The following is an 18,088-nucleotide window of genomic DNA, read 5'->3' on the forward strand; positions in this document are numbered from 1 at the left end:
GTCAGACATGGTATTTCCCGGTTGTGACGAGTTGATCGAGGATTGCTGCCGCCTTCTGCGGACCATTCTGCGACTGCATGTGGGCAGAGGTCTCAGCCAGCTTGCGTTGCATGGCGGCGCCATTGATCATCTGGTCAAGCTTTTCGGCCAGTTCATCATCGGTCCAGTCGTAGCGAGGCATCTTGAAGCCGTGGCCGGTCTCATCGACGCGCGTGGCATTGTCATGCCCGTCCCAGACGTAAGGCATGATGATCGCAGGCTTGCCGAAGTAGAGGCACTCGGTGAAGGAATTGTTGCCACCATGATGGATTGCCGCGTCGGTCTGGGGGATCACCGATGGCTGCGGGAACCAGCTGTCAACGATCACATTGCCCGGAAGATCGTGATACTGATCCTTGTAGTCGCCGACATTGACCAATGCCCGATAGGGCAGTTTGCCGATCGTCTCGATCAGCCTTTTCAACAGGTCGGTATCGCCGGCCCCGAGCGATCCGAACGACACGTAAATCAGCGGCTTGTCGTTGTTGCGCTCGAAGGTCGGAACCGCATAGGGCGCTTCCTTTCGGATACAGCCTTCCAGATACTGGTAGCGGCCGGGATCAAGAGGATGCGCCCGGCTGAACTTAACGGGCTCAGGATAGAGGAGCAGGTTCATGAAGGGGGAAGGCTCGAAGAACTGGCCAATCGGATAGGCGCTCTCTCCTGTCGAGGCCAGGAATTCGTTGAAGTCATCGTGGATCGGCTGGATCACCTCGTTGAAGCGCGCTCGAAAGGCCTCGTGGCCTTCGGTATCGTCCTGCCGGCAACCCGATAGATGCGGGGGAATGCTCGGATCTTCGATCTCGTTTTCGGAGCATGAGATGATGCGGACCCAGGGCTTGCCGTATTGCTTGATGGCCGGGAACAGGATGACGTTATCGACGCAGATGAGATCCGGCTGGATCGTCTCCAGCACCGCCGGCAGATCCTTCTCCGCCCACCTCGCGCTATCGACAATCGCTGTCCAGCAATCCTTCACGTAGGTATCGATCTGCTCATACGGGCTCTTCCGAAAATTCGGGATATGGCCATTGATGAAGTCCTCCCAGAATTTCGCCATCTGCTCGGGCAGCATCGGCTCCGACAGGTTGATCGGATGCGCCTCGAAGCCGTAGCCCTGATAGACGGACACGAAGCCGGGATCGGACAGAAAGACGGCCTTGTGCCCCATCGCTTCGACCGCCTGAGCGATACCGACGGAGTTGAGTGCCGGGCCGAATGCTGCCTCCGGGAAGAATGCAATTTTCTTGGTCATGACAGTTCCCTTTTTTTATCGTTCGTTCCCGGTGTCAGAACACGTGGCACTTCGCCGGATCCACCAGCAGGCCGACCGGCTGGCCGGGCGCAAAATGTCGCCCCTCCTCGGCCGTCACACGCACCTGGACCGGAGCATCGGAAACCTTCGTCGCCACGTGCAGCACGCGATCCAGGCCGTGATAGGCGATGGCGGAGATCGTGCCTGAAATGCCATCGGCGCCCTTGGAGAGCCTGATGACTTCGGGACGGACAGCAATGGTTGCCGCGCCGGGCGGCCGTTTTGCCGGTAGCGCGAAGCTATAGCCGTCTGTGCTGAACGTGCCGTCGCGATCGATGTCACCCGCGATGAAGTTCATGATGCCGATGAAATTTGCCACGAACCGGTCCTGAGGGGCCTCGTAGATCTCCTCCGGCGTGCCGACCTGAAGCAGCTTTCCGTCCTTGAGGATCGCCATGCGATCGGCCATCACCAGCGCTTCCTCCTGGTCGTGGGTGACGATGACGAAGGTGATCCCGGCTTCGTGCTGTAGGCGCTTCAGCTCGAGCTGCATTTTCTCGCGCAGTTTTTTATCCAGCGCGCCGAGCGGCTCGTCGAGCAGCAGCACCTTCGGCCGTTTCACCAGAGCCCGCGCCAGCGCAACGCGTTGTTTTTGGCCTCCCGACAGCTGATCGGGCTTCCGGTCCGCCAGGGCCGTCAGATCGGTCGTGGCCAAGGTCTCGTCCACGCGTTTGCGGACCTCACTTTTGGGCAAGCGCTCCATCTCAAGGCCATAGCTGAGGTTCTGACGGACAGTCATATGCGGAAAGAGGGCGTATGACTGGAACATCAGGTTGAGCGGTCGCTTTTCCGGGGGCAACGGCGCGATGTCCTGCCCCGACAGCCAGATGGCGCCGCCACTTGGCGTTTCAAAGCCGGCGAGCATGCGAAGAAGCGTTGTCTTGCCGCAGCCAGACGGCCCGAGGAGCGCGAAGAACTCGTTCCTGCGGATTTCCAGCGTCACGCCATCGACGGCGACAACAGGGCCGAATGTCTTGTGGAGCGCCTCGATCTTGAGGATCGTCTCGTGTCTTCCTTCGGCATCGATCATTTAATCTGTTCTTTGTTGAGCCATTGAGAGGCGAATAGGGCCAGAGCGCTTACGCCCATGACGAGTGTCGCCAGCGCGTTGATTTCCGGCGTGATGCCGAAGCGGATCATGGAATAGATCTGGATCGGCAGCGTGATCGAGGAGCGGCTGGCGCCTGATGTGAAGAATGCGATGATGAACTCGTCGACAGACAGCGTGAATGCCAACAGCGCACCAGCAACGATCGCGGGCAGAATGACGGGAAACGTCACCCGCCAAAAGGTCGTCCAGGCGGAAGCGCCGAGATCGCGGGAGGCCTCGACGATCGAATAGTCAAAGTTCTTGAGCCGGGCCCTCAGCACCGAGCAGACGAATGCCAGGTCAAAGATCACATGGCTGGCGATGATCGTCGGCAAGCCGAGTGTCAGATTGAGCTTGGAAAAGAACGACAGGAGAGCAACGGCCAGGACGATATCGGGAATCACCATCGGCGCGAAGGCCAGCGCCTCGAGCCCGCTGCTCTTACGGCGCCGCGTCTCCATTCCGATTGCCAGCATCGTGCCAAGGACGGTGGAGATGAGCGTCGCGCAGATCGCGACAACGAGCGTGTTCCAGGCAGCCCGCAGAATGTCGTTATTCTCGAAGAGGGAGCTGTACCACTTCGTTGAAAATCCTGACCATGTCGTCGGCAGTCCTGCCTTGTTGAACGACAGCAGCACCAGAACCGCGATCGGCAGGTAGAGAAAGCCGTAGACAAGAACGAGCACGATCGTGTCGGGCAGACGAGACCTTCTCATGGCACGCTCCCGACCGCCTGCTCGCCGCTGGCCCTTGCTGTCAGACGCGCCTGCGACATCAGAAGAATGACCATCACGGTGATCAGCACCAGCCCCAGGGCGGCGCCGAAGGGCCAGTCGTTTGCCGTGAGGAACTGATCATAGACCACGTTGCCAATCATCTGGAAACGACCGCCGCCCAAAAGCGCGGGGGTGACGAAATTGCCTATGGAGAGCACAAAAATGAAAACGCCTCCCGCAGCGACACCCGGCATGGTGAGCGGCAATGTCACACGCAGAAACGTTCGGCAGGGGCCGGCGCCGAGATCGCGGGAGGCTTCCATCAGCTCCGGGTTCAAACGCGATAGGGTCGAATAGATCGCGAGAATGACGAACGGAAGGTAGTTATAGACGAGGCCCGTGACGACCGCGCCTTCCGTATACAGCATCGAGAACGGCTCGCCGGTATAACCAAGCATCTGCAAAAGCTTGTTGAACAGCCCTTCGCGGTTGAGCAGCAGCATCCACGCGTATGTGCGGATCAGATAGTTTGACCAGAACGGCAGCACCGCGAAGAAAAGCAACGTCGGCTGCCTCATGCGCGGCGCGCGACTGATGGCATAAGCTGCCGGATAAGCGATCACGATTGCGATCAGCGTCGCAGTTCCGGCGATCCGTGCAGATTGCAGAAAAATCCGTGCGTAAAGCGGATCTGCCACTCGCGCAAAATTCTCAAGGGTGAAATTGTATTCGATGCCGCCCCATACACCGCGTTGGAAAAAGGCGTAACTGAGGATCAGCAGGCAGGGGGCGACCATGAACACGAGCAGCCATGCGACAGGAGGCGCTGCGATCAGGTTTGGTCTTGTTTTCTGATAGGACACGAAGGCTCTGCCTTTGAGGTTCTCGGTAGGCTGGTCTCCCGACCTGGCGCGGTGACACCGGACGGCCGGGAGCATGGGGCCGCCTGACGGCGGCCCGCGGCCGGTTCAGATGTGCCGACGCTTAATTCGCGGCTTTGATCTCGCTCACCACCCTGGCGTAGTTTTTCTGGGCAGCGCCAAGATCGCGCAGGAGTTCGTACTTGGTGAGTTCCGCCGGCGTCATGCCCATCGTCGGGTACTGCTTGATGAGGGCGGGATCCAGGCTTTCCATGGCGGCTTTGTTCGGCACCTTGTAGAGAATGTTCTGCGCGGCCCAGGCATGGTTCTTGGCATCCAGGATGAAGTTTATGAACTTCATGGCCGCATCCTTATGCTCTGAATCCTTCATCACCACGATGGTATCGACCCAGAGATCGGAACCTTCCTTCGGCACCACGAACTTGATGTCCTTGTTGTCGGTGATCCCATAGTTGCACCAGCCGTCCCAGGCTTGAACAAGGTGAGCTTCGCCAGAAACAAGCTTCGAGTAAAAGGTAGTGTCGTCGTAGGCCAGTAGCGTCTTCTTTGCCTGGATCAGGAGCTCCTTGACCTCATCGAGTTTGGCAGGATCGGCCTCGTTTACCGAATAGCCCTTCGCAAGCTCGCCCGCGGCCATGAGCCAACGGTCGGTCGCAAGCATGGTCGTCTTGCCCTTGAGATCATCGGAGGGCTGCAAAAGGCTCATCCAGCTATCGGGCGTGCCCTTCACGAGATCCGAACGGTAGCAAAGACCGGTGGCGCCCCAGGTATAGGGAACGGAGAACGCGTTGCCCGGATCGTAGGCGAGGTTGACAGCCTCGGGATAGAGATTTGCCAGGTTCGGAACGGCCGCCTTGTCGATCGGAGCAAGCATTCCCTGCCCGTTGAGAACCTCAGCAAATGGCGATGAAACGAACACCACGTCATATCCCTTGCCGTGGCTGGCCATGAGCTTGCCCATGATTTCTTCATTGGTGGCGTGGTTCACCACCTCGATCTCAAGGCCGGTCGCGGCCTTGAAAGTCTCGGCGATATCCTTCGCCATGTAGCCATCCCAGTTCGATATCACCAGGTCCGCCGCCGACGTCGCATGCGCACTTCCCAGTATCAGCGAGATAGCCATCACCTTCGCACTCAACGGCTTGAGCGCGGACAGATTCGTCCCTTTCACGGAGAACTCCCATTTTTCGATTTGTTCCAGCCTCAACGGGCGGCGCCGCTTATGCGATCATTGATTGCCCTGGCCTGACTGTATTATTTTCGATAAAAATACGTCAATAGGAAAAATGATATCGGTCTTATTTTTGACTTTCTGCATCAAGGACCCTTGAAAAGGGGCGATTCAGAGGGCAGCATGACGCCAGAAACGGATTTGATGGAATGACCACCGAGCAATCGCGCCCCAACCACCGGCATGTTGAACTGGCGCAAAAAATACTGGACATCGTGATCGAGCGGGGCATGTCTCGGGGCGAACGCCTTGCGGAACAGACGCTGGCTTCGCTTTGCAATGTCTCCAGAACTCCGATCAGAAAGGCATTGCAGGTGCTGGCAGACCAGGCATTGGTGGCGGCCGACACCGATGGCGGCTACGTGCTTGCCGTGGATCCCGTAACTATCCCCGGCCTCGGCGGCGGCGATGGCGAGGCGAGCGAAAGCGACATCCACGCGGCGATCCTGCGCGATCTGGCTGCCGGTCGAATTCACGAAATACAAACCGTCGCCGGGCTGCAACGGCGCTACGGCACCTCCAGACAGGCGGTACAAAATGCTTTAAACAGACTGTCGGACGACAATCTGGCCGAGCGTGGCGCAGGGCAACAGTGGGTTCTCAAGCATTTCGCGGTGAGCGCCGACGCTGTTGCGAAGAGCTATGAATTCCGACTGGCGACGGAACCGCTGGCCCTGACGCTGCCGGGTTTCCGACGCGACCTTGGGGCAATCCTGTCGCTCCGGCAGTCCATGCTGCTGCTGAAGGAAGCCGACGAACGCGCTTTCGACACCCGGCTATTTGAACGCACGGATTTCGATCTGCACATGCTCATTGCGCGGGGCTGCGGCAATCCATTTGTTGCCGAAGCGCTCTCCAACCACCATCGACGCCGCCGCGCCCTGCCATCCTCCAATCATGCAAACGCCTTCCGCTTGACGCAGTCCAATTTGGAGCACATTCAGATACTTGAACAAATCGAACGCGGGAACCTCGAGCTCGCCGCAGATCTGATGCGCGTGCATATACAGCTCTCGCAATCCCAGCGCCCCCGACTTGCAGGTCGCGGCGTCCCCCCGGCCTTCAAGCTCGTAGCACGCTAGATTCCATGTTGCCCGAAAAGATCATCGCCTTTTTCCCGGAAGCCAGCTACGGCGCTGCGTTGAACTGTGTCGGCATCGCACAGGCCGTCAGACGGTCTGGCCACCGCCCTGTATTTATCTGTCACCCCGGGTTCAGCGGCGTTTTCGCCGAATACGGCTTCCCGGAATACCCGCTTGCTGACACCGAGCGCCCGACGGATTGGAATGACTTCATAGAGCGCCACCAGGAGGCATTTCGCCAGTCGCCGATCGATCAAATCGACGCCTATGTCGCGCCGACGTGGGAAGCCATCGTCGATACGGCGATACGCGTGGAGGAGCCACTCCGCCAGTTGCTTGCGCGGCTGAAGCCGGATGTCATCGTGCTGGACAATGTCGTGATGTTCCCGGCGATCGCCAATGCCGGCGTGCCGTGGGTGCGGATCGTTTCCTGCGCGGAGACGGAGATCCCCGACGAGAATATCCCGCCCTACCTATCCGGATGTGGCGACAACGACAGACAGGGCTGGGATCGGTTCCGGAGTCTTTACGAGAAGACGGTCGCGCCGACACACAAGCGATTTTCGGCGTTCCTGAACGACTGCGGCCTCAAGCCACCGGTGAGCCCGAGCTTTCTGGACCCCTCGCCCTACCTCAACCTGCTGCTTGCACCTGAAATCATACGGCACGAGCGCCGCGACAAGCTGGACCCGCGTAGGTTTGTTTTCCTCGACGGATGCGTGCGTCATGAAGCGCCCTACCCGCTGCCACGATTTGCAAGTCATAACGAAGCACCATTGGCTTTCGTGAGCTTCGGCTCTCTCGGCGCCATGGATGTTGCGATGATGAAGCGCATGATTGGCGTCTTTTCCGAACTGCCCTATCGTTTTCTGGTCAACGCTGGCCATTGGCGAGAGGAATACCGCGAGGTACCGGACAATGTCTTCATCGACAGCTGGTTCCCGCAGCCATCCGTTGTCGAGCAGGCGAGCCTCTTCATTCACCACGGCGGCAACAATTCGTTCTGCGAAGCACTTTACTTCGGCGTCCCATCTCTGGTGATGCCCTATTGCTGGGACGGTCACGACAACGCTGCTCGAGCGCTGGAAACAGGCGTCGGGCAAAGGCTGGATCGCTACAACTGGACCGCGCCGGACCTGCAGGTGGCAATTCGATCCCTCATCGAGGACGCAACGATGCGTCGCCGTCTGAAGGAAAACGCCAGCACCATGCGGAACGCTGCGGGGGCAATGCGTGCCGCGCAGGAAATCGTGGCGGTGGCCAGGAGTTCCGAGGCGGCAGTCCAGACAAATCGGGAGCCATAAGATGCGCAGCAAGCTTTTCATCGGTGGAAAATGGATAGCGCCCGCCAGGGGCGGGACTTTCGACGTGGTGAACCCGGCGACGGAACAGGTCGTCTTTCACGCTCCTGCGGCAACGTCGGAAGATGTCGAGCTGGCCGTGAGCGCTGCCAGGGCAGCATTTGATACCGGGCCTTGGCCGCGGATGTCGGGCAAGGATCGTGCTGTCATATTGCGGAGGATCGCGGATCTGATCCTGTCCGCAAAGCACGAGCTCGCCCACATGGAAGTGACTGACAACGGCAAGCCGATGCCGGAGGCAATCTGGGATGTCGAGGATGCGGCTGGCTGCTTCGCGCTCTACGCAAGCTATGCCGAAGAACTCGATGCCGACACGGGGGAAGACATTCCCCTTGGAGACGACCGCTTCTCGTCGAAGGTTGTCCGGGAACCGGTCGGCGTCGCCGCCGCGATTATTCCGTGGAACTATCCATTTCTGATGGCCGCATGGAAAGTCGCACCGGCCCTTGCTGCCGGCTGCACCATGGTGTTGAAGCCCTCGGAGCTGACGCCCCTGACAGCCCTTGAACTCGGCGCGATCGTCAATGAAGCCGGCCTTCCGCCCGGCGTGTTGAACATCGTGACAGGCCTTGGCCCAGATGCCGGCAAACCGCTTTCAGAACATCCGAATGTGGACAAGATTGCCTTCACCGGTTCGGTGGCAACCGGTTCGAAGATCATGGCAGCGGCATCCCGAGACATCAAGAACATCAGCCTCGAACTTGGCGGGAAATCACCTTTCGTGGTGTTTGCAGACAGTGATATCGGCAAGGCCGTCGAGTGGATCATGTTCGGTATTTTCTGGAATCAGGGCCAGGTGTGTTCAGCCACCTCGCGCGTTCTGGTGGAGGAAGCGCTCTATCCAAAGCTCCTGGAACGGCTGGTCGTTGAGGCCGCGAAAATTCGGGTGGGCAACGGCCTTGATGAGGGCGTGCTGCTCGGACCTCTTGTATCGAGTGGACAGCAAGATAGGGTTCTCGCAGCCATCGAGCAAGGCAAGGCCGAGGGTGCCAGGGTGGCTTACGGTGGTGGCCGGCCTTCCGCTCTCAAAACCGGATACTTCCTGGAGCCAACCGTTCTGGTCGATATGGCCGAAGACAGCTTTGTCTGGAAGGAAGAGATCTTCGGGCCCGTCGTCTGCATCAAACCGTTCCGTGATGAAGCCGACGCTATCCGCATGGCGAATGACAGCCGCTTTGGTCTCGCGGCCGCGGTGATGTCGGAAGACAAACCACGGGCAGAGCGCGTGGCGAGAGCACTTCGCGCCGGCATTGTCTGGATCAACTGCTCCCAGCCCACATTCAGCGAGGCACCGTGGGGTGGCTTCAAGCAATCCGGGATCGGTCGCGAACTCGGACGCTGGGGACTGGCAAACTATCTCGAAATCAAGCAGATCACGACCTTCGAAGGCCAGGAGCCCTGGGGCTGGTATATCAAATAGCAGCCTCGGAGCTTATCGTTTGAAACTCAGGCCAATGGTCATGGCGCCACCCGCCGGAAAGCCCGTCGATGGGCCTTTCGGCAAGTCTGAGGTTCTCGCTGCGGCTTCGGCAGCGACGACCGCTTCGTCATCCTTGCGCGTGTCCGACACGAGAACAGACCCTGATGCGGATGGCGGCTGCGGGTTGCGACCTGAAACTGCCTCAGAGATCGGCGGAACGAGGCGCCGTTCAGCGTGGTGTGCAATAATCCCAGTAGCCACGGGTCTGAGCGCTATTCGACCAGTACCAGCACAGTTCGGGGCTTGGCGCCGGCGGCGGCGTGGCGGTGGCCACAGCGATGACCGTGCCGACGGCGACGCCTGCAACAACAGCGCCGTAATATGGCCTGCGAACCCAGGGCTTGTACGGCCGGACGACCACTGTTCTGCGCACCGCCGGCCCATGAACTGGCCCGCCATGGCGCACAACCGTGCGTTCCCGGGCAACGACACGCACTTGCACGATATCAGAGATGGACCTGGATTGAGATTGAGCGTGTGCGGCAAGCAATCCAGCCTCGGCTTCGCCTGACAAGGCAATGACAAGACACGCTGCGAAAACAACGAACTTCTTCATGCAACGGCTCCCAAAAAGGTTGGTAGGCTACAATTGCGCTGGCGGCAGATGCGTTCCCAGGGGGACGCGTCCAAACTGCCAATAAATGGCATGCAATCAGGCATATCCAGTGGATGGTCTGCGATGAGCAACCAAACCACCAAGGACACCATTAAGCAACCACTAATACACTCAAATTCAGATCGCATCCCTATTTTTCGGATGCTGCAATTCAGAACGCCAGACCCACTGACCTGAACCGTTTTCGGCGGATCCGGAAATGGGTCCCATGTTCATTCGGCCGCAGATGAAGAGCGTCGAGGAGTTGGGCGATTACGGCATCGTGCTCAGCTTCGCTATGGCTACTGTGCCAGGCCAGCAGACTGATACGCCTGGTCATGAAGCTGTACGATCCCGCCGGTCGGCCCTCGAAATCGACGGATAAAGTGTCACTCGCTTCCTTCACGCTTGATTTCGAGACCAATCTCCCGCATCTCAGGAGGGCGAACATTGACGCCCTCGTGAACGGAATGCTGGCTGCCAGTGGCAACGTCTCAACCTGCTAAGTCCAGCCTGAACGTGCTGGTGATCGATGAGAACAGCATTCGAGCCTCCATCATCGAGCTCGGGCTTCGCGAGGCTGGCTATCTGCGCGTGACTGTCATCGACGACATGAACGGCCTGGCGCGCCGCATCGAGGAGATCAATCCAGATGTCATCGTCATCGACCTGGAGAACCCGAACCGTGACATGCTGGAAAGCATCTTCCAGATCTCACGGGCGGTAAAACGGCCGATCGCCATGTTCGTCGACAAATCGGATGAGGATTCGATCATTGCCGCGGTGGATGCCGGGGTCTCTGCCTACATTGTCGATGGCCTGAAAAAGGAGCGGGTAAAGCCGATCCTGGAGATGGCCGTCAGTCGCTTCAATGCCTTCAGCCGGCTGCAGCGAGAACTGGCCGATGCGCGGTCGGCGCTCGAAGAGCGCAAGGTCATTGATCGAGCCAAGGGTATATTGATGAAGATGCGCGGCCTGTCGGAGGAGGACGCTTTTGCCCTTCTGCGACAGACCGCGATGAACGAAAAGAAGAAGATCGCCGATATCGCCCAGAGCGTCGTCACCGCCGCCGGGCTGTTGATGTGATGCCCGCTGATGCGATAAATGCGCGCGAGATATTCCTGATGTCCGGAGGAAACCGGGGTGGATAAAACAATGACCGAAAGCGCGACCGGCGGCCTTGCCGCACCGAGCCGGACAAGTACGGAAGGCCCCAGGACGCTGCGCGCCGGCTTCATTCCGCTCGTCGATGCGTCCGTGCTGATTGCCGCAGCGGAGTTCGGCTTCGCGGCGAAGGAAGGACTGACGCTTGATCTGGTCAAGGACGTGTCCTGGGCCAACGTGCGCGATCGGCTGGCGTTCCGGCAGTTTGACATCGCTCATATGCTGTCGCCGATGCCGGTTGCTTCGATGCTCGGGCTCGGCTCGAACCCGTCGCCGACCATCACCCCCTTCTCGCTCGGCCGAGGGGGCAACGCCATCACCTTGTCGACTGTACTGTTCGAACGGATGCAGCAGACCGCCGGCCTATCGGAGATGCCAGCGGCGCTCGAAAGCGCGCGCGCTCTGGCCATGGTGCTGCAGGACATGAAGGCGCGCGGCGAGCCGCTGCCGACGCTGGGCATGACCTATCCCTTCTCCTCCCACAATTATGAGTTCCGCTACTGGCTGGCTGCCGGCGGCGTCGACCCTGACAATGACGTGAAGCTGGTCGTCGTACCGCCGCCGCTGACCTCCGACGCGCTTGCCGCCGGCGCCATCGACGGCTTCTGCGTCGGCGCGCCCTGGAACATGATTGCTTCTGAACGCGGCGTCGGACGCATCGTCGTCGCCAAGCAGGACATATGGCCGTCGGCACCGGAAAAAGTCATCGGCATGCGGCCTGACTGGGCTGAGGCCCATCCCGAGACCGTCTCTCGGCTGATCGTGGCCCTCGATGCGGCAGCGCGCTGGTGTGATCGCGGCGAAAACCACGACGCGCTGGCCGAAGCCTTGGCCGACACACGCTACGTCGCCGCCCCGGTCAAGATCATTCGCCATGTGCTGTCAGGCGAATTCAGCCTCGATGACAAGGGCAACCGTCGGGTGATCGACGATTACTTCCTGTTCCACGGCCGCTTTGCGAACTACCCGAGACCAAGCCATGCGCTCTGGAGCTACAGCCAGATGGTTCGCTGGGGTCAGGCGGAACTGACGCTGAACAACGCCAGAGCCGCCGCATCCGCCTATCGTCCCGATCTTTATCGGGCAGCACTTGGCGCAGACAGCGCCCCCCCGGATGCGGATATCCGCATAGAAGGCAATGAGGACGGAGACCGCTTCATGGATGGCCACATCTTCGATCCATCGAAGTTCGTCGACTATGTCTCGGGCTTTGCGGTTCGCAGTCTGCAGGCACCGTCGCCAAGCTCTGACGACCACTGATTGTTTGCTGCCGTGCACAAATAGCTTGCACGCCGGCATGCCGCCAAGATGGCATTCGCACAAAACATCAGCACTAAGCGAGCACGATGAAAAATTGAGCTGCGGCATCCATCTACCGCTTTTCCCTTTGATTTCATTGCATTAGAAAAACAAATTAAAACTGGCACGCTGGTTGCATGGTTAAAACCGCACTGGTCAATGGCGACCGGCGCGAGCTGAGCGCACGATTGCGTTCACAAAAGACATCGACGTCGCAAGGTTTTTGCAGTCCGGGACCTCCCTCCCGATGACGCATTCACCGAGCGGCGTTTTTTTATTCCCAAAATTCCGGCCAGCACCAGCAGAGGAAGCCTCCGCATGAAAAAGATCGTCACGACCGGCATCACACGACGCAGCATTTTGAAGACGAGCGCAGCGGCAGCGCTGATCACCGCCGTCCGCACAGCCTTCCCATCCGGCGCCTTTGCCGCTACGGCAGGTCCGGAGGTCACCGGCGCCAAGCTCGGCTTCATCGCGCTCACCGATGCGGCGCCTCTGATCGTCGCGCAGGAAAAGGGCCTGTTCGCCAAGCATGGCCTTCCCGATGTCGAGGTTGCCAAGCAGGCCTCCTGGGGCGCAACCCGTGACAACCTCGTGCTCGGTGGCGCGTCCAACGGCATCGACGGCGCGCATATCCTCTCGCCGCTCCCCTACCTGATGCAGGCAGGCAAGGTGACGCAGAACAACCAGCCGGTGCCAATGAGCATCCTGGCGCGGCTGAACTACGACAGCCAGGGCATCTCGGTCGCCAAGGAATATGCCGATACCGGCGTGCAGCTCGATGCGTCCAAGCTGAAGGCCGCCTTCGAGAAGAAGAAGGCCGAGGGCAAGGAGATCAAGGCGGCGATGACCTTCCCTGGCGGCACCCACGATCTCTGGCTCCGCTACTGGCTTGCCGCCGGCGGCATCGACCCCGACAAGGACGTATCGACCATCGTCGTGCCGCCGCCGCAGATGGTGGCCAACATGAAGGTCGGCAACATGGATGTGTTCTGTGTCGGCGAACCCTGGAACGAGCAGCTGGTCAACCAGGGCATCGGCTTCACCGCGGCCACCACCGGCGAACTCTGGAAGGGTCACCCGGAAAAGGCGCTCGGCATGCGCACCGACTGGGTCGAGAAGAACCCGAACGCCGCCAAGGCGCTGCTGATGGCCGTGATGGAAGCCCAGCAATGGTGCGACAGCATGGACAACAAGGAGGAGATGTCGACCATTCTCGGCAAGCGCCAGTGGTTCAACGTGCCGCCGAAGGATGTACTCGGCCGCCTCAAGGGCGACATCAATTACGGCAACGGCCGCGTCGCCCATGGCACCGATCTCTACATGAAATTCTGGGCCGGCGGCGTCTCCTACCCGTTCAAGAGCCACGACACCTGGTTCCTCGCCGAAAACATCCGCTGGGGCAAGTTTGCGCCGGATACCGACATCAAGGCGCTGGTCGGCAAGGTGAACCGCGAAGACATCTGGCGCGACGCCGCCAAGGACCTCGGCGTTGCCGCAGCCGACATCCCGGCATCGTCGTCGCGCGGCAAGGAAACCTTCTTCGATGGCAAGGTCTTCGATCCGGAAAACCCGTCCGCCTATCTCGATAGCCTCGCGATCAAGGCCGCATCCTGATTTCCGCTGCCGGCGCCCGATTGGCGCGCCGGCTCCTTCCCTATCCCGAGGAGTGTCCCATGCCCGCCCTGGCCAAGAAACAGACCATCGCTGCCGCAGCGAACATCTCGAAGACGGCGACCATCCTGCCGCTATCGAAGCGGCCCGCAACCAAGTTCGATATGAAGACGGTCACATCCGCCGTGCTGGCCAACGTCGTTCCGCCAATGGTCGTCCTGGCCATCATGCTTGCCGTCTGGCAGGTGCTCTGTTCGTCGCCAACGGCCTCCCTGCCCTCGCCGCATCTGGTCTGGCAGGAGAGCTACGATCTTATCGCCTACCCGTTCTTCAACAACGGCTCGCAGGATATCGGCCTCGGCTGGCGTGTGCTGATCTCGCTGCAGCGCGTCGCCTATGGCTTCGGTCTTGCCGCCATCGCCGGCGTCGTGGTCGGCGCCATCATTGGCCAGTCGGTCTGGGCCATGCGCGGCCTCGACCCGATCTTCCAGGTGCTGCGCACCGTGCCGCCGCTCGCCTGGCTGCCGCTGTCGCTCGCCGCCTTCCAGGATAGCAATCCTTCGGCGATCTTCGTGATCTTCATCACCTCGATCTGGCCGGTGATCATCAACACCGCCGTCGGCGTGCGCAACATCCCGCAGGATTACCGCAACGTCGCCAAGGTGCTGCGGCTGAACCAGATCGAATTCTTCTTCAAGATCATGCTGCCCTCGGCCGCCCCCTATATCTTCACCGGCCTTCGCATCGGTGTCGGCCTGTCGTGGCTGGCAATCGTTGCCGCCGAAATGCTCACCGGCGGCGTCGGCATCGGCTTCTTCATCTGGGATGCGTGGAACTCCTCGCGCCTGCCCGACATCATCGTCGCGCTTGCCTACATCGGCGTCGTCGGCTTCGCGCTCGACAAGCTGGTGGCAGCCGTCGGCAAGCTGATCACCCGCGGCGCTTCGGCCAATTGAGAGGAACGATCATGACCGCTTATCTCAAGCTCGATCATATCGACAAACACTTCGACCGGGCAGGCACGCGCGCCGAGGTGCTGAAGGGCATCAACCTGACGATCTCCAAGGGCGAGTTCGTGTCGATCATCGGTCATTCCGGCTGCGGCAAGTCCACGCTGCTCAACCTGATCGCCGGATTGACGCCGGTGTCGGCAGGCGCCGTGCTGCTGGAAAACCGCGAGGTAAACGCCCCCGGTCCCGAGCGCGCCGTGGTGTTCCAGAACCACAGCCTGTTGCCGTGGCTGACCGTCTACGAGAACGTCAACCTCGCCGTCTCCAAGGTCTTCAGCCGCTCCAAGAGCAAGGCCGAGCGCCACGACTGGGTCATGGCCAATCTCGACCTCGTGCAGATGGCGCACGCCAGGGACAAGCGCCCATCGGAAATCTCCGGCGGCATGAAGCAGCGTGTCGGCATTGCCCGTGCGCTGTCGATGGAGCCGAAGATCCTGCTGCTCGACGAACCATTCGGCGCGCTCGACGCACTGACCCGCGCCCATCTGCAGGACGCGGTGATGGAAATCCATGCCCGCCTCGGCAACACGATGGTGATGATCACCCATGATGTCGACGAAGCCGTGCTCCTGTCCGACCGGATCGTGATGATGACCAACGGCCCGGCCGCCAAGATCGGCGAAGTACTCGACGTGCCGATCCCGCGCCCGCGCAACCGCATCGAGCTTGCCTCCGACCGAACCTACCTCAAATGCCGCGAAGCCGTGCTGAAGTTCCTCTACGAACGTCACCGCTTCGTCGAAGCCGCGGAGTAACAATCATGACCGAACGACTCGTCATCATCGGCAACGGCATGGCGCCCGGGCGCATGCTCGAGCACCTGTTCGAAAAGGCGCCCGGGCAATACCAGGTGACCATTTTCAACGCCGAGCCTCGCGTCAACTACGACCGCATCATGCTGTCGCCGGTGTTGTCCGGCGAAAAGACCTACGAGCAGATCGTCATCCATGGCGACGGCTGGTATATCGAGCATGGCATCACCCTCTACAAGGGTCACAAGATCGTCGCCATCGACCGGCATGCGAAGACCGTGACCTCGGACCACGGCGTCACCGAAAGCTACGACAAGCTGGTGATCGCCACCGGTTCTGTGCCTTTCATCATTCCGGTCCCCGGCAAGGACCTGCCCGGCGTCATCACCTATCGCGACCTCGACGATGTGCAGGCGATGCTGCTGGCTGCCCAGTCGCGCGAGAAGGCGATCGTCATCGGTGGCGGCCTGCTCGGGCTGGAAGCGGCCGCGGGGCTCAGCCTGCGCGGCATGGATGTCACCGTGCTGCATGTCAATCCGACGCTGATGGAACGCCAGCTTGATCCGGCCGCCGGCTATCTCCTGCAGAAGGCGATCGAAGAGCGCGGCATCAAGGTGATCACCAAGGCCAACACCAAAGCGATCATCGGCAATGGCAAGGTCGAAGGGATCGAACTCGACGACGGCCGCATCATCCCGGCAACGCTTGTGGTCATGGCCGTCGGCATCCGCCCGAACGCGGCGATTGCGAAAGAGGCCGGCATTGCCGTCAACCGTGGCATCGTTGTCGATGACGGCATGCAGACATCCGATGGCAGCATCCTGGCGCTCGGCGAATGTGCCGAAGTCGGCGGGCAGGTCTATGGCCTGGTCGCGCCGCTTTACGAGATGGCCCGCGTTGCCGCATCGCACCTTTCCGGCGACACATCGGCAGCCTTCGTCCATTCCGACACGCCGACCAAGCTCAAGGTCACCGGCATCGAACTCTACTCGCTCGGCGACTTCGCCGATGGCGACGACCGGCAGGAAATCGTGCTGCGCGACGCCACCGCCGGTGTCTACAAGCGTCTTGTCCTGAAGGACAACCGGATCATCGGCACCGTCCTTTACGGCGAGACCGCCGATGGTGCATGGTTCAACGACCTGAAGAAGAAAGCCACCGATATCTCGGAGATGCGCGACACGCTGATCTTCGGGCAGGCCTACCAGGGAGGGTCCCCGCTGGACCCTATGGCGGCCGTTGCAGCCTTGCCGGATGATGCGGAAATCTGCGGCTGCAACGGCGTATGCAAGGGCAAGATCACCTCGACGATCTCGGCCAAGGGCCTTACCTCGCTCGACGATGTGCGCGCCCACACCAAGGCCTCCGCATCCTGCGGCTCCTGCACCGGCCTGGTCGAGCAGCTGATGGCATTGACGCTCGGCGAGACCTACAACCCGGCGGCGGTGACGCCGATGTGCACCTGCACCGAACTCGGCCATGACGACGTTCGCCGGCTGATCAAGGCCAAGGGCCTGAAAACCATCCCTGCCGTGATGCAGGAACTGGAATGGAAGACCTCGTGCGGCTGCGCAAAATGTCGGCCGGCGCTGAACTACTACCTGGTCTGCGACTGGCCGGACGAATATGCCGACGACTACCAGTCGCGCTACATCAACGAGCGCGTCCACGCCAACATCCAGAAGGACGGCACCTATTCGGTGGTGCCGCGCATGTGGGGCGGCGTTACCAACTCCGGCGAATTGCGCGCCATTGCCGATGTGGTCGACAAGTTCGAGATCCCGATGGTGAAAGTCACCGGCGGCCAGCGCATCGACCTGCTCGGCATCGAAAAAGAGGACCTGCCCGCCGTCTGGGCCGATCTCGGCAAGGCCGGCTTCATCTCCGGCCAGGCTTATGCCAAGGGCCTGAGGACCGTTAAGACCTGCGTGGGCTCTGACTGGTGCCGCTTCGGCACCCAGGATTCCACCGGGCTCGGCATTCGCATCGAGAAATTCATGTGGGGCTCCTGGACACCGGCCAAGCTCAAGCTCGCAGTGTCCGGATGTCCGCGCAACTGCGCGGAAGCGACCTGCAAGGATATCGGCGTGATCTGCGTCGATTCAGGCTTCGAGATCCATTTCGCCGGTGCCGCCGGTCTCGACATCAAGGGGACGGAAGTGCTCGGGCTGGTGAAGACCGAAGACGAGGCGCTGGAGCATATCGTGGCACTGACGCAGATGTATCGCGAGCAGGCCCGCTATCTGGAGCGCATCTACAAATGGGCCAAGCGCATCGGCCTGGAGGAAATCCGCCGGCAGATCATCGGCGATGCCGACAAGCGGCAGGCCTACTACGAGCGTTTTGTCTTCAGCCAGAGCTTTGCGCAGGTCGATCCCTGGTCGGAGCGCGTCTCCGGCAAGGACAAGCACGAATTCAAGCCGATGGCGACGATCGGCTATTCCCAGGCAGCGGAGTGA

General features: G+C 60.5%; 15 protein-coding genes. 9 read left to right on the plus strand and 6 right to left on the minus strand.

Features of this window, described 5'->3' with window-relative positions:
• Position 1 precedes the first annotated feature (1 nt).
• From GVL52_RS02535 to GVL52_RS02555, 5 genes are all read right to left on the minus strand, one after another.
• The gene (locus GVL52_RS02535) at positions 2-1,294 is read right to left on the minus strand and encodes a glycosyltransferase (protein WP_160003751.1); all 1,293 of its coding nucleotides are present in this window, start codon (positions 1,292-1,294) and stop codon (positions 2-4) included.
• Positions 1,295-1,328: 34 nt separating this feature from the next.
• The gene (locus GVL52_RS02540) at positions 1,329-2,384 is read right to left on the minus strand and encodes an ABC transporter ATP-binding protein (protein ID WP_160003753.1); all 1,056 of its coding nucleotides are present in this window, start codon (positions 2,382-2,384) and stop codon (positions 1,329-1,331) included.
• On the minus strand, positions 2,381-3,160 hold the full coding sequence (locus tag GVL52_RS02545; RefSeq protein WP_160003755.1) for an ABC transporter permease: 780 nt from the start codon (positions 3,158-3,160) through the stop codon (positions 2,381-2,383). The genes GVL52_RS02540 and GVL52_RS02545 overlap by 4 nt, the downstream gene beginning before the upstream one ends.
• Positions 3,157-4,023 carry an ABC transporter permease gene (locus GVL52_RS02550; RefSeq protein ID WP_244619071.1) on the minus strand — a complete coding sequence of 289 codons (867 nt, stop codon included), beginning with the start codon at positions 4,021-4,023 and terminating at the stop codon, positions 3,157-3,159. Before GVL52_RS02550 ends, GVL52_RS02545 begins: the two co-directional genes overlap by 4 nt.
• 121 nt (positions 4,024-4,144) lie before the next feature.
• Entirely contained in the window at positions 4,145-5,212 is a 1,068-nt protein-coding gene (locus GVL52_RS02555; protein WP_244619072.1) for a spermidine/putrescine ABC transporter substrate-binding protein, read from the minus strand.
• A gap of 209 nt (positions 5,213-5,421) precedes the next feature.
• Here GVL52_RS02555 and GVL52_RS02560 point away from each other — a divergent pair, with 209 nt between their 5' ends.
• The 3 genes from GVL52_RS02560 to GVL52_RS02570 are packed head-to-tail and all read left to right on the plus strand — an operon-like array spanning position 5,422 to position 9,135.
• The gene (locus GVL52_RS02560) at positions 5,422-6,354 is read left to right on the plus strand and encodes a GntR family transcriptional regulator (protein ID WP_160003758.1); all 933 of its coding nucleotides are present in this window, start codon (positions 5,422-5,424) and stop codon (positions 6,352-6,354) included.
• A 5-nt stretch (positions 6,355-6,359) separates the two neighbouring features.
• Positions 6,360-7,658, plus strand: a complete 1,299-nt coding sequence (locus GVL52_RS02565; RefSeq protein WP_160003760.1) for a glycosyltransferase — start codon at positions 6,360-6,362, stop codon at positions 7,656-7,658.
• A 1-nt stretch (position 7,659) separates the two neighbouring features.
• Positions 7,660-9,135 carry an aldehyde dehydrogenase family protein gene (locus GVL52_RS02570; protein WP_160003762.1) on the plus strand — a complete coding sequence of 492 codons (1,476 nt, stop codon included), beginning with the start codon at positions 7,660-7,662 and terminating at the stop codon, positions 9,133-9,135.
• Between the two features lie 229 nt (positions 9,136-9,364).
• Here GVL52_RS02570 and GVL52_RS02575 read toward each other — a convergent pair whose 3' ends face one another.
• Positions 9,365-9,751 carry a hypothetical protein gene (locus GVL52_RS02575; protein WP_160003764.1) on the minus strand — a complete coding sequence of 129 codons (387 nt, stop codon included), beginning with the start codon at positions 9,749-9,751 and terminating at the stop codon, positions 9,365-9,367.
• Positions 9,752-10,273: 522 nt separating this feature from the next.
• On the opposite strand from GVL52_RS02575, the gene GVL52_RS02580 reads away from it, so the two are divergent.
• The 6 genes from GVL52_RS02580 to nirB all read left to right on the plus strand — a co-directional run bounded on the left by GVL52_RS02580 (position 10,274) and on the right by nirB (position 18,088).
• Positions 10,274-10,876: an ANTAR domain-containing response regulator gene (locus GVL52_RS02580; protein WP_160003765.1), complete on the plus strand. Its 603-nt coding sequence runs from the start codon at positions 10,274-10,276 to the stop codon at positions 10,874-10,876.
• 57 nt (positions 10,877-10,933) lie between these two features.
• Positions 10,934-12,214, plus strand: a complete 1,281-nt coding sequence (locus GVL52_RS02585; RefSeq protein WP_200847742.1) for a CmpA/NrtA family ABC transporter substrate-binding protein — start codon at positions 10,934-10,936, stop codon at positions 12,212-12,214.
• 357 nt (positions 12,215-12,571) lie between these two features.
• Entirely contained in the window at positions 12,572-13,870 is a 1,299-nt protein-coding gene (locus tag GVL52_RS02590) for a CmpA/NrtA family ABC transporter substrate-binding protein (protein ID WP_160003769.1), read from the plus strand.
• A gap of 59 nt (positions 13,871-13,929) precedes the next feature.
• Entirely contained in the window at positions 13,930-14,823 is an 894-nt protein-coding gene (ntrB, locus tag GVL52_RS02595; protein WP_160003771.1) for a nitrate ABC transporter permease, read from the plus strand.
• A gap of 11 nt (positions 14,824-14,834) precedes the next feature.
• Positions 14,835-15,632 carry an ABC transporter ATP-binding protein gene (locus GVL52_RS02600; RefSeq protein WP_160003773.1) on the plus strand — a complete coding sequence of 266 codons (798 nt, stop codon included), beginning with the start codon at positions 14,835-14,837 and terminating at the stop codon, positions 15,630-15,632.
• Positions 15,633-15,637: 5 nt separating this feature from the next.
• A complete protein-coding gene (nirB, locus tag GVL52_RS02605) occupies positions 15,638-18,088 on the plus strand; it encodes a nitrite reductase large subunit NirB (protein WP_160003775.1) in 2,451 nt (816 codons plus the stop codon).

The organism is Rhizobium sp. 18055 (genome assembly GCF_902706285.1).
In the GTDB taxonomy this organism is placed as follows: Bacteria; Pseudomonadota; Alphaproteobacteria; order Rhizobiales; family Rhizobiaceae; genus Rhizobium.